Origin of the sequence: Acrocarpospora sp. B8E8 (assembly GCF_039871605.1) — a bacterium.
Taxonomy (GTDB): domain Bacteria; phylum Actinomycetota; class Actinomycetes; order Streptosporangiales; family Streptosporangiaceae; genus Acrocarpospora; species Acrocarpospora macrocephala.
Window position 1 is genome coordinate 44,587 of the sequence record NZ_JBDPLV010000056.1, and the last position, 22,156, is coordinate 66,742.

Sequence of the window (22,156 nt, forward strand, 5' to 3'; positions counted from 1 at the left end):
GACGGTAACGTCCTGCATGTCGACTCCCAATCAGTCGGCCACTCCCGGGGCGGTGCCAGCCGTCGCCGGGGTTTCTTGTGCCTCAATTGTCCCAGAAATACCCGATCTTTGCGACTTTTTCGGGCGCACGTTCCCGCAGGTCAGAGGGCGTTTTTGCGGGCCGTTTCAAGCGCGTCGAGCTCCTGAAGGCGGCGGATGAGCTCGCGCCTCTCGTCGGCGCTCATGCGGGTGCTCACGGTTCCGACCGGCACCATGATGACGTCGCCCGTGATGGGGCACGGGAGGAGGTCGGGGAGGGCCATACCGGCAATTCTGGCAGGCCCCACCGACGTTTCGGCTCACGGATGTTCAGGCGTGGCGGTCGGAAGCCGCCAGTGCTTCCGGTACCCGTCATGCGCTGCGTACGGGAGGGCGAGCAACCTGAGCACGTGAGCTACCGTGCCGGTCTCGGGTTCCGCGACATCCCATTCGCCGGTCGAGAACACTTCGGCGCGTTCGACGCAGCGGTTCACGATCTGCCGCTTGGACTCGATGTCGTCGAGGGCGCGCTTCTTGCCGATGGCGAGGACCTTAAGCCAGGGGTAGTTCGTTTCCTGGTAGACCTCGATGCCCGTGACCTCGTTGCCGTCGAAGTCGTCGAGGCGCTGGACGACGAACTCCTCTTCGTCGAGGCGGGCGCGAACGAATTCGATCAGCTCGTTGATGTCCGCCACTCCTCTCGGAATTCCGGGTGGTCTACGTACGGCGCGGCGAGGATCTTCAATGGTTCGGTCTCGTCGTAGGTCCACAGGTTGTTGCTGGCGGCCCAGTCCTGGGTGCGTTGGAGCCAGGCCAGCAGCCGCCGCTTGGCTTCGAGGTCGCGCAGCACGCGGGCGGGGTGGTGGCGGGCGATGTGACGGGCCACGCCCTCATCGTCCGACGCCTGCGGGTCAACGTGCGAGACCACGCCGTCGTCCATGGAGTCCTCGATGTACCAGCGCTGGGACTTGCCTCGGGTTTCATACGGGGTTGGTTCGGCGCGCCATGTTCCGGCGTCCTCGTGCCATGTCGCGCCGCGCGCGGCCTGCTCGTCCTCGTCGAGGCGGGCGCGAAGGAAGGCGATCAGCTCATCCACTTTGCGTCTCGATTCCGCGTAGTCGGGTCAGGTAGTCGATGGTCGCGGCGACCAGCTCACGCTCGCCTTTCAGGTGTTTGCCGCCGGTGTCTTCGAGGATCTTCGCTACCTCGGTCAGGTCGACTCTTTCGGCGAGGCCGAAGAGGCTGACTGCGACGTCGTGGAGCACGCGGACGACGACGGCGCATTCTTTGTGGGTTACGGGTGGATTTCCCATCGGCCGCGTACCTCCTCCAGTTCGCCGCGCTCGTCGGCTTCAACTTCGACATTGCGGGTGACGGTCACGGCTTGCGCTCCTGGCCGGTGTGGGGTTCCCAGTCTTTCCAGCCTGGCCGGTGCCGGTATCCGCGCGCCTTGATGACGACCGCCTCGCAGGGGGCGACCTGGTCGCAGCGGGTGCAGTCTCCGGCGAAGTTGGGCTGGTGGCGGTCGAGTTCGGCCAGTTCCGCTTCGCAGCGGGCGATCGTGTCCCGAGGGTCGTGCAGGGCGATGTGGTGCGCCACGTCCGCGTCGTAGACGCCGCCGCCTTCCCACCCTGAGTCGATGATCGGGCGGCCGTCATCGAGGATGGCCAGCTCGTCGAGTTCAGCACGACCGGCCTTCGCCACAGTCCATACGCCCGCGCCGATGGCCTCGGCGGCGGCCTTGTCGCCTTCGATCGTGGATCGGAGCCATACGGCCACCTCCGGCATTCGCTGATCAACCACGTCGTGCCCTCCTCCTGGCCTTGCGGCGGTACACGGTCTTGATGCGACGCATCCTGGCCGCCAACGCGATAAAGGGCTCGTCATAGATGAGCCAGACGAGCGAGAAGCCGCGATGGTGTAGCCGCTGCGGATCTGTGGTGGCCATCAGCCCTCCCTGCTGAGTTCGCCCGCCAGCCGGGCCAGCGCGTACCCGGCCTGTGCGACGCGCTCCCGTTGCGCCGCCGACAAATGCGCAAGCGCCTGCCGGGCCGGGCCGGTGTCGCCCCGGCACAGATGGTGGACCGCCAACTCAGCCGCGCGGGCGCGCTCGATCTCCTCCCGCTGAACCCGATGCGCAGCCATCCGAGCCGCCTCCTGGGTGCGGGCGTCGGCGGTCTTCTCCCCCTCCAGCGCCACCAGCTGCTGCTGCGAATGCTCGGCCCGGCACTGCCTGCACACCGCGCCGTCCGGCCGGTCCTCGAAGTCGAAGATCTGCACCAGCTGCCGCAAACCGCACCGGCACGGCACCTTCAACGGTTCCGCCGGCGCGCTGGTGTCGGTGAGCACGGCCCGGCATTTCCAGTGGAGTTGGAAGAGCTCCAGTGCCGCATCCTCGCCGTCCAACTCGACGATCTCGCCGTCCCGCATCATCGGCTCGAAGTCGAGGGCGAGTAGGGCGTCGACGCGCGGTTCCAGGATCTTGACCGCCTGCTGCAGGGCGACGCTGTCTCGGCGGCGGCGCGAGAGTTCGGTGTCGAGTGGGGACAGGTGGGCGACCTCGCGGACGCGTTCCTCCCAGGAGACGAGCGTGAAGGTGAGGAGGCGCAGGAGTTCGTCGGCGGAGGTGTTGATGAGCAGGCCGGGGCTTTTCGACGTGGTGACTTTCGGTCCGCCGTTCGAGCTTGCGCCGGCGACGAGGAGGGCTTGGTGGACGCGGACGTACATGCGCGGGAGTTGGCCGATGGCGACTTGGAGGAGGTCGCGGTCGGTGTCGCAGAGCGGCCGCGGCGAGTGGGCGGGTTCGCGTCGTCCGGTGTCGGGGTCGATGGTTGCGGCGCTACAACGCTGGTCGCGGGCGCAGGGCCGGTCTTCGTCGTGGGCGCGTGGGTCCGGCCGGAGCGTTGTGGGGTTGGTGCTCATGCGGTCCTTCCGGGGGGTGTGGCGGCGCGTGGCGGGCGCGTCGGGTGTGGCGTGAGGGGATTTTGGCGTCGATCCGGCAGATTTGATCTCAGAGCTTCAGTGGGTGGGCTTGGAGGTGTTCGCGGACGATGCGGCGGGCGTGCGTGACCTGGTCGGCGTATTTGCGTTCGTGGGCGGTGAGAAGCTCGTCAAAGATCACGAGGGCTGTTGGGTCCGTCCAGCGGCATCCGCAGCTGTAGCGGCGTTGTTCGGGCTGGCTGATGCTGCGGCTCATCTCGGTGAGGGTGCCTTTGAGGCAGGTGGGGCAGAGTCGCCAGCAGCCGATGCGGTGGCCGCGCAGGGCGCGGCAGTCGCGGCAGGTCATCGCTGTTCGCCTGCCGCTTCTGAGTCCAGCCAGCGGGCCATCTCGGCGCCGGTGATGGTCTTGCCGCTCGGAAGTGTGACCGTGGCCTCGGGGCCGAACTGCGCGCCCGTCGGCATCCGGATCGCGGCGGCATCGGCGGGCGTGACCTCGTGGGCGTGGAGCGGGGCGTCAGGCGCAGCGGCCGATGGCGCGGCTGTTGGGCGGTCCCCGGTCAGAGTCCTGGCGAGTTCCCGCAAACCGGTGACGATTCGGCAGGCGTGGTCGTCGCACGGCTGGCCGTCGACGTGCGGGCGGCCGAGGTCGGGGTGCTCTGCGACGAAGGCAGCTGCCGCGTCGTACAGGTCGGCGAGTTGGGGTCGGGCGTCGAGGATGCGTACGAGGTGGCGGGCTACGCCGCTGTAGCGGGTCTCCAAGATCCGGCATTCGGGGCATGGCCCGTCGTGGGGTTGGGTGTTTTCGCAGAGGGCGATGGCGACGACGTGTTTGCGTCCGCCGTCTGTGAGCTGGGTGGCGAGGGCGGAGACGGGGCCGCGCAGGATCTGGGCGGCGGCGGTGAAGTCTTCGGGGGTCACGGCGTGATCCCTTCGTATTCGCACCACGCCCGCGCTTGAGCGAGCAGCCCGGCGAGGTTGCAGCCGTAGAGCGTGATCGGCCCGTCGAGGTCGAGGGCGACCCGGATCACGGCGGTGCCCTGGTGTTTCGCGGCGCCGATGGTGATGTCGACTCCGGCGGCGATGAGCCAGTGCAGGAGGGCGGCCGGGCAGTCGAGGCGCGACGTTGCTGCCCGGTGGTCGTCGGCTCCCAGGGCGGCGATCCGCGTCAGGACCTGGCCGACCTGAGCATCGGGGATTTCGATGCTGTGGTGGCCTGTGCCCGGGTGGCGGCGGGTTTCGAGCAGGACGTCGCCGCCGGTGGTGCGGACTCCGTACAGGTTGAGTCCGCGCGGGTCGTGGTGGATCAGTTCGGGGGTGGTCATCGCCGTTCTCCGGTGGTCCACGGCAGTGCCAGCCCGTCGCCCTCGCGGCGCGGAACAATGTGGAGGTGCAGGTGGAAAACCGTCTGTGTCGCCAGCTCGCCTGCCGAGGTGATGATGTTGCACGGCCACATGGTCCGCCCCAGTTCGGCAGCGGCGGACATGGCCAAACCGGTCGTGTACGGGTCTTCCGTCGCGTCCTGGACGTGGACCTTCGGCACCACCAAAACGTGGCCCTCGGTGACGGGGCCGAGCGGCACGAACGCCACGGCGTCAGGCCAGCGGTAGACGATGTCGGCGGGTGCGTCTCCGGCGACGATCCGGCAGAACACGCAGTCGGTTCGGCTCATCGTTGGTCTCCAGCGGGTGTGGACTTGGGCGTGGCGTTGAGGAGTTCGCGGATGCGTGCCTGCATGCACGTGCCGTCCGCGAGCCGGTCGTGTTCTTGGCATTCGCCGTGGTGGTCGTACCGGCACGGGTAGGGGTCGAGCTGTTGGCGGAGGATCGCCTCTGCCTGCTCGGCGCGGGCGCGGAGGTCGTTGATCTCGCCTTGCTGTTCGAGGAGTTTGGTGGTGGCTCGCCGGTTGAGGTCGCCGTAGTACTTGTCGGGGAGGCTCATCGTTGTTCTCCTGCCGCTGTGATGGTGGGTCGTGCGAGGTGTACGACGTACGGCGTCCCGCACGGGCCTGTTCGAACCGCGACGCCGTAGCGGGCTCCGTGCCAGTGCATGCCGCCACACCCGGGGCAGAGGATGACGGCGTGTCCGGGGCTGGGCCACAGCACGCTGGGCGCTCCGCGGACCAACACGGCGGTGACGTGGTGGACGATCAGGCACACCTCGGCGCGTGCGGGCTGGTGGGTGTGGACGCAGACGACCGCGCAGCGTGAGGGGGCGTGGCAGAGGCCTTGGCCTTCCGCCTTTCCGCAGGTCAGGCAGCGCGGGTCGCAGGGGAGTTCGTTCCACGCCTTGTCGCGTTTGGGCCGGTCGAGGTCGAGGAGGTGGCGGCGGCGGGAGCGCGGCTTTGCGGCCGCCTTTGGGGAGGGTGAAACCGGCTCTTCGGGTTCGGGTTCCTCGATGGGGAGGTCCCAGAGTCCCGGGTGGTCGAGGGCGGCGGCGCGGCTCATGCCAGCTCCAGCGGGGCCTGGGCGAGGCGTCGGGCGGCCTTCTCGGCGTACGGCTCGTGGGCTTCGATGCCGATCGCGCGGCGGCCGGACAGGCGGGCGGCTTCCAGAGTGGAGCCGGAACCGGCGAACGGGTCGAGTACCAGGCCGCCCGGCGGGCAGGCGTAGGAGATCAGCGGCGTGAGCAGCTCAACAGGCTTCTCGGTGGGGTGGATCGCTTTGCCGCGCATGCTCCGCGCACTGATGACGCTGGTCATCAGGCGTGTGCCGTCGTCGGTCCAGTCCACGGCCCGGTACGCGCCTGCATGCGGGATGTCGTTGGGGTTCTTGCGGACGATCTCCCCGGGCTTAGTGCGGGACTTCACGCCGCCGGGCGGGATGTGCCGGATCGCCTCGTGGTAGATCTCGTCACGCCATCCGCCGCCCCGGTACCAGTGCAGGACGTGCTCATGGATACGGCGGAAACGGTCGGCCTGGCGGCCAGAGCCGTTGTTCTTCTCCCAGATCACGCAGACGTCGCCGATGGCGGGCTGGCCGTCGTCGTCGCGGCTGACGATGTCCTGGGACAGCCGCCATCCCGCCGACTGGAATTCGTGCAGGTGGGCGAAGAACATCCGCTGACTGCCGAAACACCACATCGACCGGCTTACGTCGGCGGCGACCTTGAGCCAGCCGTCAGGCCAGCGGTCCCACGGGAGAGATGTCTCCTGGTAGGGAGGATCCGCACAGATCAGGTCCGCCTGCAGCCCCAGCGCCGGAATCACTTCCCGCATGTCACCCAGGTAGAGGGCGACCTGGTCGTCGGCGTAGTACGGGACGGGCAGGGCGAGTCGGCTCATGCGTTCCACCTCAGGTACATGCCGAGCGCGTGCCTGACGCCGGGGTAGGCGGCGTTGGCGTTGGTGGTCCGCTGGAACTGGAAGTCGATCGGCAGGCCGGTGCGGATCCGTCCGAGTTCGCTGATGGCGGCGCACAGCAGCGACCACCGGTCGTGCGTCCGCCCGGGCGAGTGGTAGCTGGGGAACAGCTGGTCGAACTCGTCGTCGGGCAGCATCAGGCGGACGTCGACGTCCCGCCAGGTTTTGCCGACGGCGGCGGATCCGACCAGGTACGGGGTGTGGCCGAACGCCTCGTGCAGGTCGCGGCCCCAGGCGTTGAGGTGGATGAGGGCGGGCATGCCGACGCCGGCCGCGCCGGTCTGCGGGCGGGGCTCGGGTTCGGGTGTCGCGGTCATGGCGTGATCCCTTCGGGTGCGCAGTGCGCCTTGGGCAGGAGGTCGGCTGCCGTGACGCCGAGGGCGTCGGCGACGCGGAGCAGGTCGATGGCGGTGATGTCGCGGTGTCCGCCTTCCCAGCGGCTGATGGTGGCCTGGGTGTAGCCGGTGCGGTCGGCCAGGTCGGTTTGGGTCCATCCGCGCGCTTCTCGGGCGGCGCGGATGCGGACGCCGATGGCGCGGGCCTGTACGCCTCTGTGAGCGCCTTGTGCAGCGTCCCCTACTACGTTTACCGGCGGACCCGTCTTCGTGGCCCCAGCGCCCTCTGAGGGCCGCGTGGCGGGTGTTACGCGGGTGGCGGTCACGAGACGCCTCCAAGGAACCGGAACTGCTTGGGATCGGCGACCGGATGGCTGTAGCGGATCCGCCACCGCATACGCCGGTTGATGTCCTCCAGGAGCGCGTCACCCATCTCGGCGACCCACAGCGGGACGTGCCGGGACTCGACGACCTCGCCGGGGACGATCCGCCCGGCCGGGACGGTGGCGTGCCAGGTCTGGGTCATGACGGCAACTCCGTGAGCTGAAGGGCGATCAGCGCCCGCCGGACACGCCGCGGCTGGGCACACTGCACGCAGTCCCCGTGTCGGGCCCGCTGCTCCAGCGGCGGCGGCGTCACGCCGTGGACCGGGCATCGGGCGTCGGCACGGATGAGCGCCTCACGCACGAGCCGGAGCATCTCCGAAAGGTCGAGCTCGCCCGGGCAGTCGTCGGCGGCGTGACCCTGCCGCATCGTCTTCGCCGGATGGTTACGGCCGTGCTGCACACAATCGGGCGCGGCGTTGCCGGGGTCGACGAGGCCGCACGGCTCCTGCGGGCACGGGCATTCGTCTTCGAGCGGGTGACCGGACCAGGAACGGCCGCGGTGCGTGCCGGTCATCGCGTCACGTCCTCGACCGGCACCAGCTCGACCCGCAGCCCGTACAACGCCAGCAGGTCGTCGAGGCGGCGCGGCAACAGCCGGATCGTCCCGATCTCGATCTGGTGGATGCCGCTCGCCGCGCACCCGAACTTCTCACCCGCCTGCTCCTGAGTGAGACCGGCCTGCTCGCGGGCCTGCCGGAGGCGGACGTGCAACGGCTGTGCGCGCGGCGGCTCGGCCGGAACGTTGTCCGTGGTGGCGGTCATGCTGCGGCCTTTCGGATCCGTGCGGCGTACCGGCTCGCGGTGCGGGTCGACACCCCGATGCGGGCGGCGGCGACGGTTCGGAGTTCGCCCTGGCCGCGGAGCTCGGCGAAGTCCTGGACGCGGGCGGCGGCTGGCCTGCTGGTGCGCGGCTTGGGCGGGAACCAGTGCAGGGTGCCGGTCTTGGCGTGCAGGTTGTGGCAGGTGCGGCAGAGGCCGCGCCGGTGCAGGCCGACGTGGCGATCGCAGGCGCGGCAGGTCGGGGTCACTGGCCGGCCTCCATGGCGTGCTTGATGCGGGCGTCGCGGACCACCTGCGGGACCGGGCCGAGCGGCGGTTTCCAGCCGGGTCCGGCGATCCGGTTGGCGATGATCCGGGTGACGAGGTCGTCGACGACGTGGGCGGCGACGTGGTCTTTCAGGTCGGCGGTGAGACCCGCGCGGAGGTTGATCCAGCCGTCCTGGATGTGCGGGTCGGTGGTGGTCTTTCTGCTGGTCACGGCCGCTCCGTCCCGTGTAGGACGGCGCGCTGAACCCCGTTGACCTCGACCCATTCGGCGAGTCCGGCTTCGACGAGGCGCCCTTCGTGGGGATGGTCGAGGGGGTGGCCGGCCGTCGTGCGGCAGCCTTCGCCGGGCAGGGCGCGGCAGGTGCCCCAGGGGCAGGGGACTTGCATGGCGACGATGCGGTGCGGCGACCGGTAGGTGCCGCGGGCCTGGATGTAGGTGCTGGTGGGGGCGGAGCCGTGGCCGGGGGCGGGGATGGCGCGTTGGGGGTCCATGCCGTCGGCGAGGCGTTTGACGATGGCGTTGAACTGCTGCTGGTAGGCGGCTTGGTCGTGGGTGAGTTCGGGTGCGGGTGCGGGGATGGGCCGGGCGGCGAGGCGGAGTTCGCGCGTCCGCTTTACGCGAGTGCGGATGTGGGCGGGCATGAGCCAGTCGGTGCTGTCGGTGTAGTGCTCGACGACGGCGGTTTGGGCGTCGGCGAAGGGGAGGTCGCCGATGGCGAGGCGCCAGGCGGCGATGTCGGTTTCGCCGATGGTGCGCCGGTCGTAGGCGGCGGCGCAGGTGAGGATGTCGATGATCTGGTCGCGGGTCATGGTGATGTCCCGTTTCATCGTTCGATCTCTCCCATGATCTTGATGAGGGGGTGGGGGCGTTCGTCGCCGGTGGCGGGTGGGCCTTTGAGGGCTTGGGCTGCGGCGACGCGTTCGTCTGTGGTGGATCTGCGGGCGGTGTTGCCGCCGGGCGGCCCGGGTCGGCTCACGCGTTTGTCGTGTTCGCGGCGCATCCAGTTGCGCCAGGTGGCGACCCAGTCGGCTTTGCGGCCCTTGGTGCCGGGCTGGGCTCGCCAGTAGTCGCAGAAGGCTTCGTGGTCGGCGGTGCCGCAGGTGGGTGTCTTCTCGCGGGCCCAGGCCGCCATGTCCTCGGTGACTCCGAAGTCGTCGGGCAGTCGGGTGCCGTTGTCGCGCGGTCGCGCGCGTGACGGACTCGTAGAGTCCGTCTGTTCATCTCCGTTAGGAGATGACGGGACGGGACGGGACGGGGCGCTGTTACTTACGGTGCTACTAGCAGGGTTACTAACGCCGTTACGGTCGCCACCGCGTTTCTGCTGCTCACGCCACTTCTTCTGCCGATCGGCGTTGTCCTTGCGGTCGGCGAGGACCTTGGATTTGGTGGGCTGGTAGTCGAAGTAGTCGTGGATGAGCCATCCCCGTTTTCCCGTAACTGTGTCCGTAACGTCGTTACTGGGGTTGGCGGGGCAGGACTCGGAGTCGCACGGGGTTCCGATCTCGTGAAACAGGCCGCGATCGAGGAACTCGGTGACGAAGCGTTCCGGCGTTCGCACCCGCGCACACACGTCTTCGAGGTCTTCCTCGGGCACGAATCCGTCAGTGAGGTTCCGTGCGCACCAGAAGATCGCTGAAGAGTGCAGGCGGTATGCAGCATCCGAGAGGCGTGACACCTTGCGGTTGATCGGGTACTGGTCATCGAAGCGGACCCAGGGCATGGGTGGTGCTCTCTTTCAGGGTCGAAGGGTCACGCGGCAGGGTGCGGGGCCCGTATTCGACTGGTGTGGATCAAGGCGTTCTCCTAGGCGGTCAGTTGGTGGGGTACTCGTTGGGCATCTGCATGCCGGGACGGCCGTTGGACAGGTTGGGCTTGAGGTGCACACGGCAGCCGGCTTCGCGGGCCTGGGCGACGATGCGGGCGACCCACTCGAAGGGCGGGGCGAAGGCGGGGACGACGCCGGTGGGCTGCCGGGTTTCGGTCTGGGCGCCGATGACGATCCAGTCGAACATCGACAGGTCGGTGAACTGGAGCGGCTCCCGGAGTGGTTCGAGGGACAGCCATTTGACCTTGACGCCGTCGATCTTCCGGAAGGCGTCCTCGGCGATGCGGACCCGCTTCTGCTCGTCGACGCTGGTGCCGACCCAGGCGCCGGGCGGCATGTCGAGGCCGACGTAGCGGGCAGGGAATTTGGTGAGCAGGAGGTATTCCCACCAGGGGCTCGCGTTCATCGACTTGTGTACTTGGGCGATCCACTCGTCGGGCACCCAGCGGCCGTACAGGTCGGCCATCGAGCAGACGAAGACGCGCTTCCACGCCGGATCGCCGCGGTGCTGCGCTGGAATGACGGTGTTGGCCGGAGCGTCGAGCCGCTCGTGGTGGAACAGCGGCGTGAACCCGGCGGGGTAGGCGGCCTTGAATCGCTCGCTGGTGGCGATCTCGCGGGCGTAGCAGTAGTCGCAGCCATGCAGGCACCCGGTGACGGGGTTCCATGACCATTCAGCCCACGAGATGCCGTCGCCGGAGCTGGTGTTGAAGGTGGCCTTGCCCTGCGGTTTGGGGTAGGCGACTTCCTGGCCGGTGTTGGTGCGCAAGGTGAGCATGACCGCGGCCGGCCTGGGAGCCGGTTCGGGCCTGGGCAGGGCGGCGACCCGCTGCTTGCGCTGCCGGTCCGCGGCGTCCAGGGCGACCGCTCCGGAGCGGACCTGGGCGGCGAGATCGGGGGCGTCGCGTTGAAGGGCTTTGGCCTGCTGGACGGCGCGGCCTGAGGCGCCGACGAGCTTCGCGGCACGCTCGCGCGATTTTGTCTCGAACGGCCGCAGAATGGGCTCTGGAGTTGGCGACTGTGGCAGATCTGCCACAGTCAAAGTAGGCGAAGAGTTACCGTTCCGACTGCTGCTGTCACCCACCGCAGCGCTCTTGCGCTCAGCCTCGGCGGCCTTCGCCGCCCCAGAAATCGCCTTCTCGTATTCAAGCGCGATGAGTGCTTTCTGCCCGGCGTTCAGATGCCGCCGCTCGATATTCGTCGAAACGATGTAGTCGAGGATCATTGAATCGGTGTAGCTCGCAGGGAGCGCCTCGAACACCGGGTTGACACCTGCGGTCTGACATGCCCGGAAGCGGTTGCGGCCGTCGACTAGGACGGTCCGGTCGTGGTTGAGCACGATCGGCTGTCGCTGCCCGTGAGACTTGATGTCGCGGGCCAGTTCTTCGAATTCCTCGCCGTCGATGAGCGGAAAGGCGTCAGCGAAAGGGTGGACCTCGTAAGGGCCGAGTTTCGTCATCGGTACTTCTTTCCGTGGATCTCGCAGTGACAGGGATGGCAGACGGCGATCATGTTTTCGGGAACATCGAAAGTCCCCCACGGCGGATAGCGGAAATGGTGGGGCTCGACTGGCGGCCATTCGCGGCAGCGTTCGCACCTGCCGGCGGCTCGCTCGAAGACCAGCGCTCGGACAGCGAGGAACTTCGGGTGCCGCAGGTACTCCCGGTAGGTCCGGTAGGGCGGCCCAGTAGCCCGCTCCGTGGCTTGCTCAAAAGGGAGCGGCGTGTTCGCTTTCTCGCGGTGCTGCAGGGAGGTCAGGTTGAGCTGGTCGAGGATCTGCTCCCCGGCCGTCGAGTCGAGCCGGTGGAAACCCCGCTGCTGCCAGGCCGGCATGTTGACCCAGTTGGACCAGAGCACGAACGTCCACTGCCACGGCCCGGCGGGCTTGCGGATGAGGGTGATCCGCTTGTCTACGGCGGCGATGTGGTCCGACAGCAGCGGCCGGTCAGAGGCACCGCGGAGCCGTATGTCGCTGCCGCGGCGGCGCTTGTACTGGGTCGCGGAGACGTAGGAGAGGAGGTCGACTTTCGGCAGGAGCTGGGCGGACTGGTTGAGCAGCTGGTGGGGGATCTCGTCCTTGATGGGGTCGGCGTAGACGAGCCCGTGCCGGCCGGGTTGGGGGCCTTGCTGGTGGAGCCAGCGGGCGAAGCCCTGTTCGCAGCGTTCCGCGAAGATGGGGGCGCTGTCGGCGTCCGGCTGGTCCAGGAGGCTGGTGGGCACCCACAGGGCTTCGGCCAGTCGTGCGGCAACGGCCGGGTCTTCGTCGAAGTGGATGGCGAAGTTGGGGATTCCAGCGCGGGTCATCAGGTCCTGGGCGATGAGCGGGCTGCCGAGGAAGTGCCGGCCTTCGTAGTAGAGGTGGCCGGGCCCGGCGTACAGGTCGGCGTACAGGTAGGGGAGCCCGCCGTGGCGGGCGAGGATGCCTTTGCAGATGTTGATGTGCATGCCGAGGATGCCGCGGAAGTCGGCTTCCTTGGCTTCGGTGTCGGCGCTGATCCAGGCGTCGCTGGCCTGCTTGGCCGGCCCGGATCTCGTCTGTCTCACCCCTACGCCTCCTGACTTGCGGGCGTGTTGTGCGAGGTGCGGGTGGCCTCGTGGACGAGGTCGCGGTATTCGCCTTTGGGGCGGCGGGCGAGGACGTGGTCCAGGAGCCGCCGGCTGGTGATGCGGGCTGCGGTGTCGCTGGGGCCGAGCGCGTAGGCGGGGGCGGCGTTTTCGTCGGCCGGTGGCAGGAGGAAGCGGGCGACGGGCATGCCGAACAGTTCGCTGAAGGCGAGGAGTTCGATGGCGCGGAATTCTTTGACCCGGGTGCCTTTGACGGAGCGTTCGGCGTTGCAGACGGTGACTTCGGTCCATCGGGTGCCGGTGAGGCGGGTGAGGCGGCGGGCGGTTTCCTGCTGGGTGAGGCCGGCGCGTCGTCGTGCCTGGGCGAAGTTGTGGGCGACGATCTGGTTGATGGTGGGCGCGGCGGCTTGCGAGTCGTCTGTAGTCACAGAAGACTGTTTCCTGAGCATGGGTGACAACACGGGACCAATCTAGTGGGCGTTCCGGGTGGCCGCAATGCGGGTGCGACAACAAACCTTGCATGGGTGACAGGTTGGCGTTTACTGTCGCGGGGTGGATGACAAGCAGAGGCTGACGATCAATCAGGTGGTCGCGTTCAATCTGGGGAGCGCGCGGCGGCGCGCGGAGATGACGCAGGAGGAGGCGGCCGAGCGGCTGACCGCGGCGACGGGGAAGAAGTGGACGAGCAACACCGTGGCGCTGGCTGAGCGGTCGTGGGCGACCGGGCGCCGGCGCGAGTTCGACGCAGACGAGCTGGTGGCGTTCTGCCTGGTGTTCGGGCATCCGCTGGGGTACTGGTTTCTTCCGCCCGGGTCGGCTGGGAAGGAGGAGGAGTTTCTGGCGGGTGTCGAGGGCCAGGAGCTCGACCATTTGACGTTGGTGAGCCTGGCGTTGCCGTTGCGGCCGGGCAGCGGGTTCGTGGATGCGGCGAATGCGGCGGCTCGGGTCCATCACCTGTCATGGGTGCCGTCCAAGCCGACGTGGTATCGGCCGGAGGAGGAAGGCTTGGAGGCGGGTCCGCCGATCGTGGCGCCCGCGCAGGGTTCGATCGTCGATGAGGCGCGGCGCCGGAGGGCGATTGAACATCTGGATGCGGCTCGCCAGTTGCTGGCTCCGGAGGAGTTCCCGCCGTTCTGAGACGTCCGCGTTCTTTCGGGACGCGCGTCCTGCATGTGTTCCAGCCCGGACGCCCGAGACGGTGTTGCTGCGGCCGGACCCGTTGTTCGTGAGCGACGCCAACGAGGCAACCCGGGTGCACAACGTGTCGTGGTCTCCGCCCAGGGGCAGCCGGTGGGAAGTGCCGAACGATGAGATCGATGGGGTGCAGCGCCATCAGCGAGTGGAGCAGGTCCCGCCAGTGGATGCGGATGGTGTGGCGGACGAATGGGTCGGTGATGGGCTTCTGCCAGACGATGGGGTGGCCGTTGATCTTGGAGGTGACGTGGTAGCGGTCGCCGGTTTCGCGCCGGTCGTAGGTGGGTTGGATGGATTGGCGGGTCATTGTCTGCCTCCGATGTGGTCGGCGAGCCCGGAGACGGCGGCCAGCGCTTCGCCGGGTGCTAGCCCGACCGGGCCGACCAGGTAGCGGCGGTAGGCGGAGTCGAGGTCGGCGGCGGCCATGACGCTGAGGACGCCGGTGGCGTGGTCGCGCGCGTCGTCCGGGTCCCACTGGCCGACCTGGCGGTTGCCGACGTAGGTGGCGAGGAATCCGTTGCCGGTCTTCTGGCTGACCCCGGGCACCAGACGGAGCGGGGCGGTCGCGGCGTCGTCGAGGGGCGGCCGGTCTGCCCGCAGGTCGGCGACCGCGCGCGCGGCGAGTTCCACCGGCATCCCCGTCGCCCGCAGCTGCCGGATGACGGCGGCGTCATGTTCGGCGTGGACGGAGGCGCGGAAGATCTCGGCGACGTAGGCGTATGCCGTCTTCGCGTCGAGGATGCGGCTCTTGTCCTGGTCGTAGTGGATGGCGGTCACGTAGGTGGTGCCGTCTGCGGACAGGTCGGACTGCACCCAGATGGCGTCGCGGGTCTGGTCGGTCATCAGTACGGCCTGTCCTCGTCGCAGTCGGCTGCCGTGTACGGCTTGGTTTCGAGTTCCCACCGGCTGACGGGCGCGGGTCGTCCGATGGCGGCGGCCTTGTGGGCGATCTCCTGCGTGGTCGGCGTGAGGCAGTAGACGGAGCCGGGGCTGACGTACTGCGTCATCGCGTCGTGGCCGGGGGTGGCGGGCACGTCGAGGCGCAGGAAGGACGCGCCCGCGATGGTGGCCTCGGACACGTACGCGCCGACGCGGCGGTGTCCGAGCAACTCCACGACGGCATGTCCGATGCCGGACGGTTCGGGCTCCTCGGCCGCCCCGCGATCTCCGCTGAGCTCCCGGCGTAGGGCGTCGGCGTCGGTGAGTGTCGCTGCGGCCAGGGCGACGCCGAGGGCTCCGTAGGTGTCGCCGAGGCGGCGGAGGCCGTCTAGGAGCTCTGGGGCGATGGTGCGGGGCTCGCCCGCCCCGCGGGCGGTGGTCGGGTAGCTGGGGTTTCCGCTGTAGATCACGGGCGGTGGTCCTTTCGGGTGAGTTGGTGGATGCCGAGGGCGAGCGCGCCCAGGCTGGCGAGCCCTGCGAACGCGGCGACGGTGGCGAGTCCGGCGGCGGCGAACATGAACGCGGAGGCGGCCAGGGCTAAACCGGCGAGGACGGCTTTCATGGGGTCTCCTGGGTGGTGATGGCGCGGGCAGCCTGCTCGCTCAGCTGGATGACGGCCTCCTCGGCCGCGAACGCCCGGTCCCGGTAGGCGAGGCCGTTGTTGACGACGTCGACCAGGTTCTCGGCGATGCCGGGCGACATGGCGACGGCGACGAAGGTCTCGGTGCCGTCTTCTCCGACCTGGTAGATGTTCTGCGGGTTGCGGTTGCCGTGCCGGATCCGGACGTGCGCGGGCACGGCGATGACACGTCCGGCGCGGATGAGCCGCTGGAGGGCGTCGTCGATCTCGGGAGCGTCCGGGCCGCCGTCGGGGTTAGCCGGTGTCTGGATCGGCGGATGGTCCTCCTGCGGAGGCATGGGCGGGTCGACGAGCCCGGCCTTGCGGAGGGCGGTGACCACCCGGGAGGCGGCGCGGGTGGCGTTGAGGCGGAGTCCGCCGTCCTCGGTGCTGTACGCGGCGAGGGCTTCGCGGGCGATGCCGTACGGGTCCGGCCTGCCTGCGTGGTTGGCGCGGACAACCCCGGCCAGGTCCCCGAGCGCGTCGGCCAGCGCGGGCGGGATCGGCTGCTCGGCCTGCACCGAGATGGGCCCGGTCGGCGTGTCCACGATCTCGCACGAGGATGGCCGATACCCGCCGTGCTTCTCGCCTTCGTGGTCGAGCGCCAGATCCGTCAGGTCGCCGAGCGTGAGCACCTGGTCGGCTGGTCGTGGCTCGCTCTCGTGCACCTCGGGTGCCTCGCACCCGTCGCGGGGGCAGGTGAGCCAGACGTCGCAGGTGGAGGTGACCACGTACGCGTCGAACGCGTCGGGGTCGACAACCGGCATGAGCGGCTGCAGGTGCGGGTGTGCGGCGTGCAGGACGGCCTCGGCCATCGGGTATGCGGTGAGCTGGCCGTGCTCGACGTGGAAGGCGATGACGCGGGCGGCGGCGGCGATGGCGTCGTCGGGGATGACGCCGTACGGCGGGTCGGTGGGGGTCTCAGCCATCGCTCGGCTCTCCTTCCACCGCGGCCGCTGCGACGTACGCCTCGTACGCCGCGACAGGCACCCGGAAGGATTTGCCGACCTTGATGGCGGGCAACTCCCCGCTGTGGATGAGCCGGTAGACGGACATTTTGGCGACGCGGAGCTTCGTGGCGATCTCTGCAGGCTTGAGGAACTCGACGTCGGCGGGGACGGGCTCGGTCATCGGCTGCTCGCGATCGTCAGCGCCGACGCGGCGGCCTCGTCCCGCCGCTGGATTTCGGCGCGCAGCTGTTCGGCTTCCTGCCGCTCCTCCGCCTCCAGCCGCTTCTCGCCCCGCCGGTGTTTCATCGCGCCCTTGTAGGCCGGGCCGCACCACGTCGGCGGCCTCACTTCGACACCTCATCCACCGGCAGGCCCTGCACGCTCGCGAGGTCCTTGACCCACGGCGACTCAGCCAGCAGATCCTCCGGCTCCCCCTTCAGGTGGGAGAGCGGCTTCCACAGGCCGATGAACGAGTCGCCCGCCGTCACCAGCACCAGATCGCCGAGCGCCTCGCCGGGGAACATGCGCAACTCGCCCGGGGCTTTCGCCCACCGCGGTGCCGCCCATGACGACAGCACGATGACCGGCGCTGGGCGGGAGACGGGCCGCGCCTGAACGGCTCCGGCGAGAGTTTCCCGCCACTGCCGCAGCACGCGGGGCGGCTCTGCCGGTGTGACGTCCGGGTAGGCCAGGCGGGTGCCCGTCTCGGAGTCGATGCGGATCGCGAGCCGCATCTGTGATGCGGCGTCAGTGGGGACGGGCATCTCGTCGACGACCAGGGACAGCTCGGGGTCGTTGGTTTTGGTGTGCTTGAAGGTGCGCAGCGCGCCGACGGCGTCCTCGCGGCGGAGGGTGAGGGTGAAGTCGTCCAGGCCGTCGACGGGGCCGTGGCGGGTGGCAGCGAGGCTGCACAGCATGTCGGTGGCGACCGCGGTGAGGGTGCCGCCCAGGGCTTCGAGGCGGACGACGCACAGGTTGGGGGCGTCTTTGTCGGTGGAGGCGTGCGGGATGACGGGGGCGAGGAGGCGGTGCAGGTCGGAGGTGCGCAAGTCGACGCGGGTCATAGGTCAGCTGTCCATTCGGGGAGGTCGGGGGTGAAGCGGGGGTGGATGGTGCCCAGCAGCGCGGTCGCCCGCGCCCGCTCGTCGGGGGCCCAGAGGATGAGGCCGCCGCGGGATGGGGTGTGCCAGGCGGGCTGCTCGAGGTGTTTGGCCCATGCCTGCCAGTGGTCGTCGCTGACGGCGATGGGTGGGCGCCCGTCGGGGCGGAGGTAGCGGCGTAGGAGGATGCCCTCTTCGTTGAGCCAGCCGGTTTGTTCGACGGGGGCGCGGTCGTCGGCGTCGAGGAGGGGCAGCATGGAGGTGACGACGACGGGGGCCCGGAAGCCGCGGATCTCGGTTGGGCTGAGTGCGCCTTTGCTGGTGATCGTGTACGAGCCGTCGGGCGGGAAGGCCAGTTCTTCGACCAGGTCGTGCGGGAGTTGGAGGCAGCCGCTCGACCAGGCCGCGTACCGGTCGTCTGTTTCGGCGCGGGTGGCGATGGTGAGGGTGGCCGTGGGGGTGCCGGAGGCGGTGCGGGCCACCTTGTAGAGCGCGGCCAGCGTCAGGCGGGTCACGGGGCGACCTCCCGGAGTTGGGCGTCATACCTGGCGGCGGTCCGCGGCGAGATGCCGACGAGCTCGTCGGCGAGTTCGGGCGCGTTGCCTTTGGCGAGCAGGCGGGCGTAGCGGGTACGGCGGGCGTCGCGGCGGCGCTTGGCCTCAGCTGCGCCGAGCTGGGCCGGGGTCGGGGACGTCATGACGCCACCTGCCCCTGCTTGAGCCGCCGGACGTGCTCGCGCGCTCCGGCGGCGATGAGCGGCGACAGGTCGCCTTGCTTGTAGCGGGCGGTCCAGCAGCGCGACGCCTCCTCCTCGTCCATGGCCTCGGCCCGGCGTTTCACCTCGGCCGCGAGTTCGGCGTCCGGGAGGTCGATCAGGTCGTCGTCCCAGGCGAGCGGCGGCAGCCAGGATTTGGCTTCGGCCATGCGCCGCGCCCTGGTCGCGGATCCGCCGGCGGGGGCCGTGCTTGGCGAGCATCTTGAGGTGGGCGCGCGCCGGTTCGGCGTCGACGAGAGCCGGAGGCGCGGCACCCCATTGCCTCTGGGCGGTCAGCCGGTGGTACTGGGCTTGGGCTTGCGCGTTGGCGGCCCGGCAGGGGGTGCACCGGCAGGGTCCGGGCTGGTCGTTTTCGTCGGGGCCGTGGACGTACCGGTTTCGGGTGCCGTGGGCGCGGGTGCTCATGCCGCCCCGCTCTGCTCGATGAGGCGCACGAACCGCCGGGCGAGGACCAGTTCGTCGTCCGGCACGCCGAGCGCCTCGATGACGTCCTCCGCGCCGCGCCGGAGCATCGCAGCGGCGGCCTTGATCCGCTCGCGGCGATCCTTCATCTGGCCCGGCTCGTCCCGATAGGGGATGTAGGTGAGAGCGACTTCCCGTGTCATGGGAGTGGCGCGTGCGGTGCCCGGGGGCGGTTCGGGTTGGCGTTGTTTCGGCACTGCCGGTTTGCGGATACGCGGAGTCGGGCGAGCGGCGGCACGCTGGGCGTTGGTGGTCCGCTCTGCGACGAGGCAGGGATCACAGGCGGGCACCTTGCGGTAAAGGTGCTGCTTGTAGCCCGCCGGGGTGCCGTGCTTGATGCCCTTCTCCTGGCCGATGACGCTCATGCCGCCTCGCTTTCGGCCTGCTGGGCGAGGATCCGGTCGGCGGCAATCAGGCGTTCGACGTGGCGGATCGACAGGTTGAGCCGGTCCGCGAGCATCTCTTTGTCGAGCTCGCCCTGCTCACGCAGGAACCGGTAGTCCTCCAGTCGTCCGACCGCGCTGGGGCGGCTAGGGATCCACGCCTCGCGCTGCTGGCGCACGGGCGCTGGCGGGGGTCCGCTTGTGGGGCGTCCGGCGTTGATCCACCGCTTGTAGCAGGCTTGGATCCAGTCGCGGTTGCCGTACAGTCCGGGTTTTCCGCAGTGGCGGCAGGTGATGGTGGTGCGGATCCAGGCCACTCAGACCACCGCCTGCGGGTCGAGCGCCCAGATGCGGATCACAGCGCCGGGACGGTCCAGCACCAGGGGACGCCCGGACCCGGCGTAGTACTTGGCGACCCGGCCGTCCACGATCTGCGAGTCGTCACACATCACCGAGGCTTGGGTGAGGGCGTCGCCGATGGAGCGGCCGTGGTGGTCCCAATCACCGGACGAGCGGGTGATCGGGTCGCGAGTGACCGGCACCGACTTGGGCCGGACGAGGGAGACGATGAACTCGGCGCGGAGCGCGCCGGTCAGCAGCCCGTGGTCCTTCTTCTTGCGGTCGCACACCAGGCACGGTCCAGCGCTTTTCTTCTTCTCACCCAGTCCGGGGACGTGCTGGTGAGTGCCGAGCCTGACCATGGCCGCGTTCCGTACGGCCTCACGCCACACCTTGAGGGTGGGGTCGTTGCTGTAGTAGCCGCGCCCGTGCTTGCTGTAGGAGATCGCCCCTTGGGGTTCGGGGTCGCCGTGGACGGTGATGGTGAGGTGGGGTGCCGCCCCGGCCGGGGAAGCGGCCGAGGCGGCGATCAGGTCGAGGTCGGTCACGCGGACCGTCCTTCGATCTGGGCGGCGATCCGCTCTTCGGCCGCGAGCGCGGTGTCGATCGCGGCGGCCACGTCGGGCGGGTAGATGAGCCTGCGCAGGTCCTTGGCCGCGTCGAGGGTGCCGGTCGTCCCCTTGTCCTCCCAGGCCTGGATTTGGAGGGCGAGCGCGTCGAGGAGGTGCCGGTTCTCGGCCTGCGCGTACTCGACGTCGGCGCGGGCGATCTGGAGGTCGGAGAGGTGCTTCCCGGCGCGCTGCTCGGCGGCGTCGAGGCGCTCCTCGGTGGCGATCCGCACACGGCGGGCGGTGTCGCGTTCGGTGCGTGCCACGTCGCGCTGCTGGGTCAGCTGGGCGGCGCGTCCTTTGAGGTGGTCGAGGTCGCCTCTGGTGAACCGGTAGGCGCTGGTGCCGCCTGCGATGAGTCCGCCGACGGCGGTGAGGATGTAGGACATGGCGGTCATTTCGGCTCCGGCGGGTCTTTGACGAGGAGGTCGGTGGGGAGGGTGCGCGCCAGGTTGAGGAGGCGGCGCAGGGGCAGGCGTGGGCGTCGGGCGGGGGGCGGTCCCGGGCGGCGGCGGATGGGGCGGCGGTAGCCGTACGCGATGGCGGCGAGGACGGCGGACCAGAATCCGATCTGGAGGAGGACGGGGTCACGCATGCGCGGTCGCCTCCTCGCCCACCCAGGCGCGGAGCCGCTCCCGGCAGCCGGAGACGGTGGCCCAGTCGTCGGCGGAGACCTGGGCGGGCTTGAGCTGTCGCACCTTGGCGGCGCTCTTGTGGACCATGCCGCCCTCATGCCAGGAGGCGACGAGCTCGGCGGCGTTCTCACGGGACGCGCAGGCCACAAACACGGCATCCCCGAAGGGGCCGACCTTGAGGACGACGAGGCGGCCGACGGGCTCGAACCGGGCCCGCCAGATCAGCCAGCGGTTGGCGTCGCTGCCGCCGCCGATCATGACGGCGGTCTCGTTGACCTCGACACCCCACACGGATTCATCCATGGATGTCGGCCTCCCGGTCGCACGGGCCCGCCACGCACGTCGGGCAGACCCAGATGTCGCCGTCGCACTTCCAGCCGTGCTCGGGTAGGAGCTGTTCGATCTCCGTCGTGGACTCGAAGTGCACGAAGCCCTCTTCGTCCTCGTCGAACACGTACGCGCAGCACGAGCAGTCGACCGAGAGGCACGGGCCCTCCAGCTGGCGGGGCTTATGGGGCAGCCCGTAGACGGTGGCGTGCTCGGTGGCTTGGGCTTCGGTGGCGTAGTGGACGACGAGGTCGTGGGTGAGGTCTTCGCCGTCATGGGTGAGGGTCCAGCAGGTGTTAGCCACGGCTGGCCTCCCCCAGCACTCCGTTGTCGACCGAACCGGGCTCCTGCTTGCCGATTGCCGCGTGGCCGTCGAAGTCGAAGGCCGCCTCGTAGACCGCGAACCGGAGATCCGGGACGCGCAGCAGCCCGCCCCGGGGCAGCGTCCAGTCAGCTGCGGGGGCGAGTTGCCGGGCGGCGGCGAGGGCGGCTTCTGGGCTGTCGAAGCCGCAGGCGGTGACACAGCCGGACCGGTGGTGGACGACCGTGAACACGGTGGGCGCGGCCTCGCTGGTCTCCTCCTCGTTGTCGTCGTCGAGGAGTGCGTCGAGGTCGAGGTCGTGGCAGCAGATGGCCTCGCCGACGAGGAGGCCGGGGACGCCGGTCGGATAGCCGACGCAGTCGCGGATCTGGCCGCCGAGCCAGGGTGCCTGGTAGGTGATCGCCTTCACTGGGCCACCTCCTGTGCGTCGGCGAGTTGCCCGTGGGCGTCGGTCAGTTCGGCCTGCAGGTGGTCGATCTGCTCGCGCATCACAGCCAGCCGTTCGACGATCCGGGGGGCGATGTCCGGGCCGACCTCTTCCGGCTTGAAGTAGCCGTCGGCCAGGAGCGCGGTCCGGGCCAGGTCGAGGCGCTCGTCCGCGTTCGCCAGCCGATCCACCACCAGGGCGACGTCAGCGACGATGCCCGCCCCTGCCCCGTCCTTCTCCTCGGTGCCGAGCGCCCGGTCCAGTACCTGCTGGATCTCCAGGTACAAGCCGGGCGGGAAGGAGAGGCGAAGCTGTGCCCCCAGCTCGTTCGCGTCGGCTCGGGCCTTCTCGGCGCGTTTGAGCATGCTCTTGTAGGCGAGGTCGTCCGCCAGAGCGCGGGCGCGCAGCCGCTCCACCTCGGCGAGCAGCGCGTCTCCCGCCTCCAACCCCGCCGTGATGATCAGATCGGAATCCCTGCCGGGGTCGGCCGGGACCGTCATCCGGAAGCGGCGGCTCGGCCCTTCGGCGCAGACGTCGCCGAGTTCGGTGTGAGCCCGCTGGATCCGCTCGCGGAGTTCGGCGAGGTGTTCGGAGGTCATCG

General features: G+C 69.6%; 46 protein-coding genes. 1 reads left to right on the forward strand and 45 read right to left on the reverse strand.

Going from position 1 to position 22,156, the window contains the following annotated elements:
• Positions 1-140: 140 nt before the first annotated feature.
• The 26 genes from ABGB08_RS39050 to ABGB08_RS39175 form a co-directional block, all read right to left on the reverse strand.
• Entirely contained in the window at positions 141-302 is a 162-nt protein-coding gene (locus tag ABGB08_RS39050; RefSeq protein ID WP_347601281.1) for a hypothetical protein, read from the reverse strand.
• A 36-nt stretch (positions 303-338) separates the two neighbouring features.
• Positions 339-713, reverse strand: a complete 375-nt coding sequence (locus ABGB08_RS39055) for a DUF6221 family protein (protein WP_347601283.1) — start codon at positions 711-713, stop codon at positions 339-341.
• Complete coding sequence (locus ABGB08_RS39060; RefSeq protein WP_347601285.1) at positions 692-1,114, reverse strand: DUF6221 family protein; 423 nt, start codon at positions 1,112-1,114, stop codon at positions 692-694. The genes ABGB08_RS39055 and ABGB08_RS39060 overlap by 22 nt, the downstream gene beginning before the upstream one ends.
• Positions 1,107-1,331 (reverse strand): hypothetical protein, encoded by a 225-nt coding sequence (locus ABGB08_RS39065; RefSeq protein ID WP_347601287.1) that lies wholly within the window; start codon positions 1,329-1,331, stop codon positions 1,107-1,109. The genes ABGB08_RS39060 and ABGB08_RS39065 overlap by 8 nt, the downstream gene beginning before the upstream one ends.
• Before the next feature lie 64 nt (positions 1,332-1,395).
• Positions 1,396-1,821 (reverse strand): DUF6221 family protein, encoded by a 426-nt coding sequence (locus ABGB08_RS39070; RefSeq protein ID WP_347601289.1) that lies wholly within the window; start codon positions 1,819-1,821, stop codon positions 1,396-1,398.
• Positions 1,814-1,966 (reverse strand): hypothetical protein, encoded by a 153-nt coding sequence (locus ABGB08_RS39075; RefSeq protein ID WP_347601291.1) that lies wholly within the window; start codon positions 1,964-1,966, stop codon positions 1,814-1,816. Before ABGB08_RS39075 ends, ABGB08_RS39070 begins: the two co-directional genes overlap by 8 nt.
• The gene (locus tag ABGB08_RS39080; RefSeq protein ID WP_347601293.1) at positions 1,966-2,940 is read right to left on the reverse strand and encodes a hypothetical protein; all 975 of its coding nucleotides are present in this window, start codon (positions 2,938-2,940) and stop codon (positions 1,966-1,968) included. Before ABGB08_RS39080 ends, ABGB08_RS39075 begins: the two co-directional genes overlap by 1 nt.
• A gap of 88 nt (positions 2,941-3,028) precedes the next feature.
• Complete coding sequence (locus ABGB08_RS39085; RefSeq protein WP_347601295.1) at positions 3,029-3,304, reverse strand: hypothetical protein; 276 nt, start codon at positions 3,302-3,304, stop codon at positions 3,029-3,031.
• Positions 3,301-3,876, reverse strand: a complete 576-nt coding sequence (locus tag ABGB08_RS39090) for a hypothetical protein (RefSeq protein ID WP_347601297.1) — start codon at positions 3,874-3,876, stop codon at positions 3,301-3,303. The genes ABGB08_RS39085 and ABGB08_RS39090 overlap by 4 nt, the downstream gene beginning before the upstream one ends.
• Positions 3,873-4,280, reverse strand: a complete 408-nt coding sequence (locus ABGB08_RS39095; protein WP_347601299.1) for a hypothetical protein — start codon at positions 4,278-4,280, stop codon at positions 3,873-3,875. The genes ABGB08_RS39090 and ABGB08_RS39095 overlap by 4 nt, the downstream gene beginning before the upstream one ends.
• The gene (locus ABGB08_RS39100; protein WP_347601301.1) at positions 4,277-4,627 is read right to left on the reverse strand and encodes an HIT domain-containing protein; all 351 of its coding nucleotides are present in this window, start codon (positions 4,625-4,627) and stop codon (positions 4,277-4,279) included. Before ABGB08_RS39100 ends, ABGB08_RS39095 begins: the two co-directional genes overlap by 4 nt.
• Positions 4,624-4,896, reverse strand: a complete 273-nt coding sequence (locus ABGB08_RS39105) for a hypothetical protein (protein ID WP_347601303.1) — start codon at positions 4,894-4,896, stop codon at positions 4,624-4,626. The genes ABGB08_RS39100 and ABGB08_RS39105 overlap by 4 nt, the downstream gene beginning before the upstream one ends.
• Positions 4,893-5,402, reverse strand: a complete 510-nt coding sequence (locus ABGB08_RS39110) for a hypothetical protein (protein WP_347601305.1) — start codon at positions 5,400-5,402, stop codon at positions 4,893-4,895. Before ABGB08_RS39110 ends, ABGB08_RS39105 begins: the two co-directional genes overlap by 4 nt.
• Positions 5,399-6,238 carry a site-specific DNA-methyltransferase gene (locus ABGB08_RS39115; RefSeq protein WP_347601306.1) on the reverse strand — a complete coding sequence of 280 codons (840 nt, stop codon included), beginning with the start codon at positions 6,236-6,238 and terminating at the stop codon, positions 5,399-5,401. The genes ABGB08_RS39110 and ABGB08_RS39115 overlap by 4 nt, the downstream gene beginning before the upstream one ends.
• The gene (locus ABGB08_RS39120; RefSeq protein ID WP_347601308.1) at positions 6,235-6,633 is read right to left on the reverse strand and encodes a hypothetical protein; all 399 of its coding nucleotides are present in this window, start codon (positions 6,631-6,633) and stop codon (positions 6,235-6,237) included. The genes ABGB08_RS39115 and ABGB08_RS39120 overlap by 4 nt, the downstream gene beginning before the upstream one ends.
• Positions 6,630-6,977 (reverse strand): helix-turn-helix transcriptional regulator, encoded by a 348-nt coding sequence (locus ABGB08_RS39125; protein ID WP_347601310.1) that lies wholly within the window; start codon positions 6,975-6,977, stop codon positions 6,630-6,632. Before ABGB08_RS39125 ends, ABGB08_RS39120 begins: the two co-directional genes overlap by 4 nt.
• Entirely contained in the window at positions 6,974-7,177 is a 204-nt protein-coding gene (locus ABGB08_RS39130) for a hypothetical protein (RefSeq protein ID WP_347601311.1), read from the reverse strand. The genes ABGB08_RS39125 and ABGB08_RS39130 overlap by 4 nt, the downstream gene beginning before the upstream one ends.
• Positions 7,174-7,551: a hypothetical protein gene (locus ABGB08_RS39135; protein ID WP_347601313.1), complete on the reverse strand. Its 378-nt coding sequence runs from the start codon at positions 7,549-7,551 to the stop codon at positions 7,174-7,176. Before ABGB08_RS39135 ends, ABGB08_RS39130 begins: the two co-directional genes overlap by 4 nt.
• Positions 7,548-7,799: a helix-turn-helix transcriptional regulator gene (locus ABGB08_RS39140; RefSeq protein ID WP_347601315.1), complete on the reverse strand. Its 252-nt coding sequence runs from the start codon at positions 7,797-7,799 to the stop codon at positions 7,548-7,550. Before ABGB08_RS39140 ends, ABGB08_RS39135 begins: the two co-directional genes overlap by 4 nt.
• Positions 7,796-8,065, reverse strand: a complete 270-nt coding sequence (locus tag ABGB08_RS39145; RefSeq protein ID WP_347601317.1) for a hypothetical protein — start codon at positions 8,063-8,065, stop codon at positions 7,796-7,798. Before ABGB08_RS39145 ends, ABGB08_RS39140 begins: the two co-directional genes overlap by 4 nt.
• Positions 8,062-8,295: a hypothetical protein gene (locus tag ABGB08_RS39150; protein WP_347601319.1), complete on the reverse strand. Its 234-nt coding sequence runs from the start codon at positions 8,293-8,295 to the stop codon at positions 8,062-8,064. The genes ABGB08_RS39145 and ABGB08_RS39150 overlap by 4 nt, the downstream gene beginning before the upstream one ends.
• Positions 8,292-8,912 carry a hypothetical protein gene (locus tag ABGB08_RS39155; protein ID WP_347601321.1) on the reverse strand — a complete coding sequence of 207 codons (621 nt, stop codon included), beginning with the start codon at positions 8,910-8,912 and terminating at the stop codon, positions 8,292-8,294. The genes ABGB08_RS39150 and ABGB08_RS39155 overlap by 4 nt, the downstream gene beginning before the upstream one ends.
• A complete protein-coding gene (locus tag ABGB08_RS39160; RefSeq protein WP_347601322.1) occupies positions 8,909-9,805 on the reverse strand; it encodes a hypothetical protein in 897 nt (298 codons plus the stop codon). The genes ABGB08_RS39155 and ABGB08_RS39160 overlap by 4 nt, the downstream gene beginning before the upstream one ends.
• 91 nt (positions 9,806-9,896) lie before the next feature.
• A complete protein-coding gene (locus ABGB08_RS39165) occupies positions 9,897-11,369 on the reverse strand; it encodes a DUF5131 family protein (protein ID WP_347601324.1) in 1,473 nt (490 codons plus the stop codon).
• On the reverse strand, positions 11,366-12,454 hold the full coding sequence (locus ABGB08_RS39170) for a hypothetical protein (protein ID WP_347601326.1): 1,089 nt from the start codon (positions 12,452-12,454) through the stop codon (positions 11,366-11,368). The genes ABGB08_RS39165 and ABGB08_RS39170 overlap by 4 nt, the downstream gene beginning before the upstream one ends.
• Positions 12,455-12,456: 2 nt before the next feature.
• Positions 12,457-12,903 (reverse strand): hypothetical protein, encoded by a 447-nt coding sequence (locus ABGB08_RS39175; protein WP_347601328.1) that lies wholly within the window; start codon positions 12,901-12,903, stop codon positions 12,457-12,459.
• 124 nt (positions 12,904-13,027) lie between these two features.
• On the opposite strand from ABGB08_RS39175, the gene ABGB08_RS39180 reads away from it, so the two are divergent.
• Complete coding sequence (locus tag ABGB08_RS39180; protein WP_347601330.1) at positions 13,028-13,612, forward strand: hypothetical protein; 585 nt, start codon at positions 13,028-13,030, stop codon at positions 13,610-13,612.
• A gap of 360 nt (positions 13,613-13,972) precedes the next feature.
• Here the strand turns inward: ABGB08_RS39180 and ABGB08_RS39185 are convergent, their stop codons facing one another.
• From ABGB08_RS39185 to ABGB08_RS39275, 19 genes are all read right to left on the reverse strand, one after another.
• Positions 13,973-14,512 carry a hypothetical protein gene (locus ABGB08_RS39185; protein ID WP_347601332.1) on the reverse strand — a complete coding sequence of 180 codons (540 nt, stop codon included), beginning with the start codon at positions 14,510-14,512 and terminating at the stop codon, positions 13,973-13,975.
• Entirely contained in the window at positions 14,512-15,018 is a 507-nt protein-coding gene (locus tag ABGB08_RS39190) for a hypothetical protein (RefSeq protein WP_347601334.1), read from the reverse strand. The genes ABGB08_RS39185 and ABGB08_RS39190 overlap by 1 nt, the downstream gene beginning before the upstream one ends.
• Positions 15,015-15,170, reverse strand: coding sequence for a hypothetical protein (locus ABGB08_RS39195; protein ID WP_347601336.1), 156 nt, complete (start codon positions 15,168-15,170; stop codon positions 15,015-15,017). The genes ABGB08_RS39190 and ABGB08_RS39195 overlap by 4 nt, the downstream gene beginning before the upstream one ends.
• Positions 15,167-16,156 carry a hypothetical protein gene (locus ABGB08_RS39200; protein WP_347601338.1) on the reverse strand — a complete coding sequence of 330 codons (990 nt, stop codon included), beginning with the start codon at positions 16,154-16,156 and terminating at the stop codon, positions 15,167-15,169. The genes ABGB08_RS39195 and ABGB08_RS39200 overlap by 4 nt, the downstream gene beginning before the upstream one ends.
• Positions 16,149-16,358, reverse strand: a complete 210-nt coding sequence (locus ABGB08_RS39205) for a helix-turn-helix domain-containing protein (RefSeq protein ID WP_347601340.1) — start codon at positions 16,356-16,358, stop codon at positions 16,149-16,151. Before ABGB08_RS39205 ends, ABGB08_RS39200 begins: the two co-directional genes overlap by 8 nt.
• Complete coding sequence (locus ABGB08_RS39210) at positions 16,355-16,525, reverse strand: hypothetical protein (protein WP_347601342.1); 171 nt, start codon at positions 16,523-16,525, stop codon at positions 16,355-16,357. Before ABGB08_RS39210 ends, ABGB08_RS39205 begins: the two co-directional genes overlap by 4 nt.
• Positions 16,522-17,241: a hypothetical protein gene (locus tag ABGB08_RS39215; protein WP_347601344.1), complete on the reverse strand. Its 720-nt coding sequence runs from the start codon at positions 17,239-17,241 to the stop codon at positions 16,522-16,524. Before ABGB08_RS39215 ends, ABGB08_RS39210 begins: the two co-directional genes overlap by 4 nt.
• Positions 17,238-17,792 (reverse strand): hypothetical protein, encoded by a 555-nt coding sequence (locus ABGB08_RS39220; protein WP_347601346.1) that lies wholly within the window; start codon positions 17,790-17,792, stop codon positions 17,238-17,240. Before ABGB08_RS39220 ends, ABGB08_RS39215 begins: the two co-directional genes overlap by 4 nt.
• On the reverse strand, positions 17,789-17,974 hold the full coding sequence (locus ABGB08_RS39225; protein ID WP_347601348.1) for a hypothetical protein: 186 nt from the start codon (positions 17,972-17,974) through the stop codon (positions 17,789-17,791). Before ABGB08_RS39225 ends, ABGB08_RS39220 begins: the two co-directional genes overlap by 4 nt.
• Positions 17,971-18,201, reverse strand: a complete 231-nt coding sequence (locus ABGB08_RS39230; RefSeq protein ID WP_347601350.1) for a hypothetical protein — start codon at positions 18,199-18,201, stop codon at positions 17,971-17,973. The genes ABGB08_RS39225 and ABGB08_RS39230 overlap by 4 nt, the downstream gene beginning before the upstream one ends.
• A 252-nt stretch (positions 18,202-18,453) precedes the next feature.
• Entirely contained in the window at positions 18,454-18,879 is a 426-nt protein-coding gene (locus tag ABGB08_RS39235; protein ID WP_347601352.1) for a hypothetical protein, read from the reverse strand.
• Positions 18,876-19,214 carry a hypothetical protein gene (locus tag ABGB08_RS39240; protein ID WP_347601354.1) on the reverse strand — a complete coding sequence of 113 codons (339 nt, stop codon included), beginning with the start codon at positions 19,212-19,214 and terminating at the stop codon, positions 18,876-18,878. The genes ABGB08_RS39235 and ABGB08_RS39240 overlap by 4 nt, the downstream gene beginning before the upstream one ends.
• Positions 19,215-19,784, reverse strand: a complete 570-nt coding sequence (locus ABGB08_RS39245) for a RusA family crossover junction endodeoxyribonuclease (RefSeq protein WP_347601356.1) — start codon at positions 19,782-19,784, stop codon at positions 19,215-19,217.
• Positions 19,781-20,242 (reverse strand): hypothetical protein, encoded by a 462-nt coding sequence (locus ABGB08_RS39250; RefSeq protein WP_347601358.1) that lies wholly within the window; start codon positions 20,240-20,242, stop codon positions 19,781-19,783. The genes ABGB08_RS39245 and ABGB08_RS39250 overlap by 4 nt, the downstream gene beginning before the upstream one ends.
• On the reverse strand, positions 20,239-20,439 hold the full coding sequence (locus ABGB08_RS39255) for a hypothetical protein (protein ID WP_347601360.1): 201 nt from the start codon (positions 20,437-20,439) through the stop codon (positions 20,239-20,241). The genes ABGB08_RS39250 and ABGB08_RS39255 overlap by 4 nt, the downstream gene beginning before the upstream one ends.
• The gene (locus tag ABGB08_RS39260; protein ID WP_347601362.1) at positions 20,432-20,782 is read right to left on the reverse strand and encodes a hypothetical protein; all 351 of its coding nucleotides are present in this window, start codon (positions 20,780-20,782) and stop codon (positions 20,432-20,434) included. The genes ABGB08_RS39255 and ABGB08_RS39260 overlap by 8 nt, the downstream gene beginning before the upstream one ends.
• The gene (locus ABGB08_RS39265) at positions 20,775-21,110 is read right to left on the reverse strand and encodes a hypothetical protein (RefSeq protein ID WP_347601364.1); all 336 of its coding nucleotides are present in this window, start codon (positions 21,108-21,110) and stop codon (positions 20,775-20,777) included. Before ABGB08_RS39265 ends, ABGB08_RS39260 begins: the two co-directional genes overlap by 8 nt.
• On the reverse strand, positions 21,103-21,537 hold the full coding sequence (locus ABGB08_RS39270) for a hypothetical protein (RefSeq protein WP_347601366.1): 435 nt from the start codon (positions 21,535-21,537) through the stop codon (positions 21,103-21,105). The genes ABGB08_RS39265 and ABGB08_RS39270 overlap by 8 nt, the downstream gene beginning before the upstream one ends.
• Complete coding sequence (locus tag ABGB08_RS39275) at positions 21,534-22,154, reverse strand: hypothetical protein (protein WP_347601367.1); 621 nt, start codon at positions 22,152-22,154, stop codon at positions 21,534-21,536. Before ABGB08_RS39275 ends, ABGB08_RS39270 begins: the two co-directional genes overlap by 4 nt.
• Between the last annotated feature and the right edge of the window lie 2 nt (positions 22,155-22,156).

Coding starts and splice junctions, on each gene's coding strand:
- ABGB08_RS39105 (WP_347601303.1), bottom strand. CDS start 4,896: ATGAGCCTCCCCGACAAGTACTACGGCGACCTCAACCGGCGAGCCACC.
- ABGB08_RS39260 (WP_347601362.1), bottom strand. CDS start 20,782: ATGGATGAATCCGTGTGGGGTGTCGAGGTCAACGAGACCGCCGTCATG.
- ABGB08_RS39065 (WP_347601287.1), bottom strand. CDS start 1,331: ATGGGAAATCCACCCGTAACCCACAAAGAATGCGCCGTCGTCGTCCGC.
- ABGB08_RS39110 (WP_347601305.1), bottom strand. CDS start 5,402: ATGAGCCGCGCCGCCGCCCTCGACCACCCGGGACTCTGGGACCTCCCC.
- ABGB08_RS39215 (WP_347601344.1), bottom strand. CDS start 17,241: ATGACCCGCGTCGACTTGCGCACCTCCGACCTGCACCGCCTCCTCGCC.
- ABGB08_RS39230 (WP_347601350.1), bottom strand. CDS start 18,201: ATGGCCGAAGCCAAATCCTGGCTGCCGCCGCTCGCCTGGGACGACGAC.
- ABGB08_RS39165 (WP_347601324.1), bottom strand. CDS start 11,369: ATGACGAAACTCGGCCCTTACGAGGTCCACCCTTTCGCTGACGCCTTT.
- ABGB08_RS39100 (WP_347601301.1), bottom strand. CDS start 4,627: ATGAGCCGAACCGACTGCGTGTTCTGCCGGATCGTCGCCGGAGACGCA.
- ABGB08_RS39050 (WP_347601281.1), bottom strand. CDS start 302: ATGGCCCTCCCCGACCTCCTCCCGTGCCCCATCACGGGCGACGTCATC.
- ABGB08_RS39080 (WP_347601293.1), bottom strand. CDS start 2,940: ATGAGCACCAACCCCACAACGCTCCGGCCGGACCCACGCGCCCACGAC.
- ABGB08_RS39255 (WP_347601360.1), bottom strand. CDS start 20,439: ATGCGTGACCCCGTCCTCCTCCAGATCGGATTCTGGTCCGCCGTCCTC.
- ABGB08_RS39135 (WP_347601313.1), bottom strand. CDS start 7,551: ATGACCGGCACGCACCGCGGCCGTTCCTGGTCCGGTCACCCGCTCGAA.
- ABGB08_RS39095 (WP_347601299.1), bottom strand. CDS start 4,280: ATGACCACCCCCGAACTGATCCACCACGACCCGCGCGGACTCAACCTG.
- ABGB08_RS39115 (WP_347601306.1), bottom strand. CDS start 6,238: ATGAGCCGACTCGCCCTGCCCGTCCCGTACTACGCCGACGACCAGGTC.
- ABGB08_RS39235 (WP_347601352.1), bottom strand. CDS start 18,879: ATGAGCGTCATCGGCCAGGAGAAGGGCATCAAGCACGGCACCCCGGCG.
- ABGB08_RS39130 (WP_347601311.1), bottom strand. CDS start 7,177: ATGACCCAGACCTGGCACGCCACCGTCCCGGCCGGGCGGATCGTCCCC.
- ABGB08_RS39120 (WP_347601308.1), bottom strand. CDS start 6,633: ATGACCGCGACACCCGAACCCGAGCCCCGCCCGCAGACCGGCGCGGCC.
- ABGB08_RS39195 (WP_347601336.1), bottom strand. CDS start 15,170: ATGAAAGCCGTCCTCGCCGGTTTAGCCCTGGCCGCCTCCGCGTTCATG.
- ABGB08_RS39085 (WP_347601295.1), bottom strand. CDS start 3,304: ATGACCTGCCGCGACTGCCGCGCCCTGCGCGGCCACCGCATCGGCTGC.
- ABGB08_RS39275 (WP_347601367.1), bottom strand. CDS start 22,154: ATGACCTCCGAACACCTCGCCGAACTCCGCGAGCGGATCCAGCGGGCT.
- ABGB08_RS39160 (WP_347601322.1), bottom strand. CDS start 9,805: ATGCCCTGGGTCCGCTTCGATGACCAGTACCCGATCAACCGCAAGGTG.
- ABGB08_RS39225 (WP_347601348.1), bottom strand. CDS start 17,974: ATGACGTCCCCGACCCCGGCCCAGCTCGGCGCAGCTGAGGCCAAGCGC.
- ABGB08_RS39155 (WP_347601321.1), bottom strand. CDS start 8,912: ATGAAACGGGACATCACCATGACCCGCGACCAGATCATCGACATCCTC.
- ABGB08_RS39205 (WP_347601340.1), bottom strand. CDS start 16,358: ATGACCGAGCCCGTCCCCGCCGACGTCGAGTTCCTCAAGCCTGCAGAG.
- ABGB08_RS39140 (WP_347601315.1), bottom strand. CDS start 7,799: ATGACCGCCACCACGGACAACGTTCCGGCCGAGCCGCCGCGCGCACAG.
- ABGB08_RS39250 (WP_347601358.1), bottom strand. CDS start 20,242: ATGACCGCCATGTCCTACATCCTCACCGCCGTCGGCGGACTCATCGCA.
- ABGB08_RS39200 (WP_347601338.1), bottom strand. CDS start 16,156: ATGGCTGAGACCCCCACCGACCCGCCGTACGGCGTCATCCCCGACGAC.
- ABGB08_RS39075 (WP_347601291.1), bottom strand. CDS start 1,966: ATGGCCACCACAGATCCGCAGCGGCTACACCATCGCGGCTTCTCGCTC.
- ABGB08_RS39185 (WP_347601332.1), bottom strand. CDS start 14,512: ATGACCGACCAGACCCGCGACGCCATCTGGGTGCAGTCCGACCTGTCC.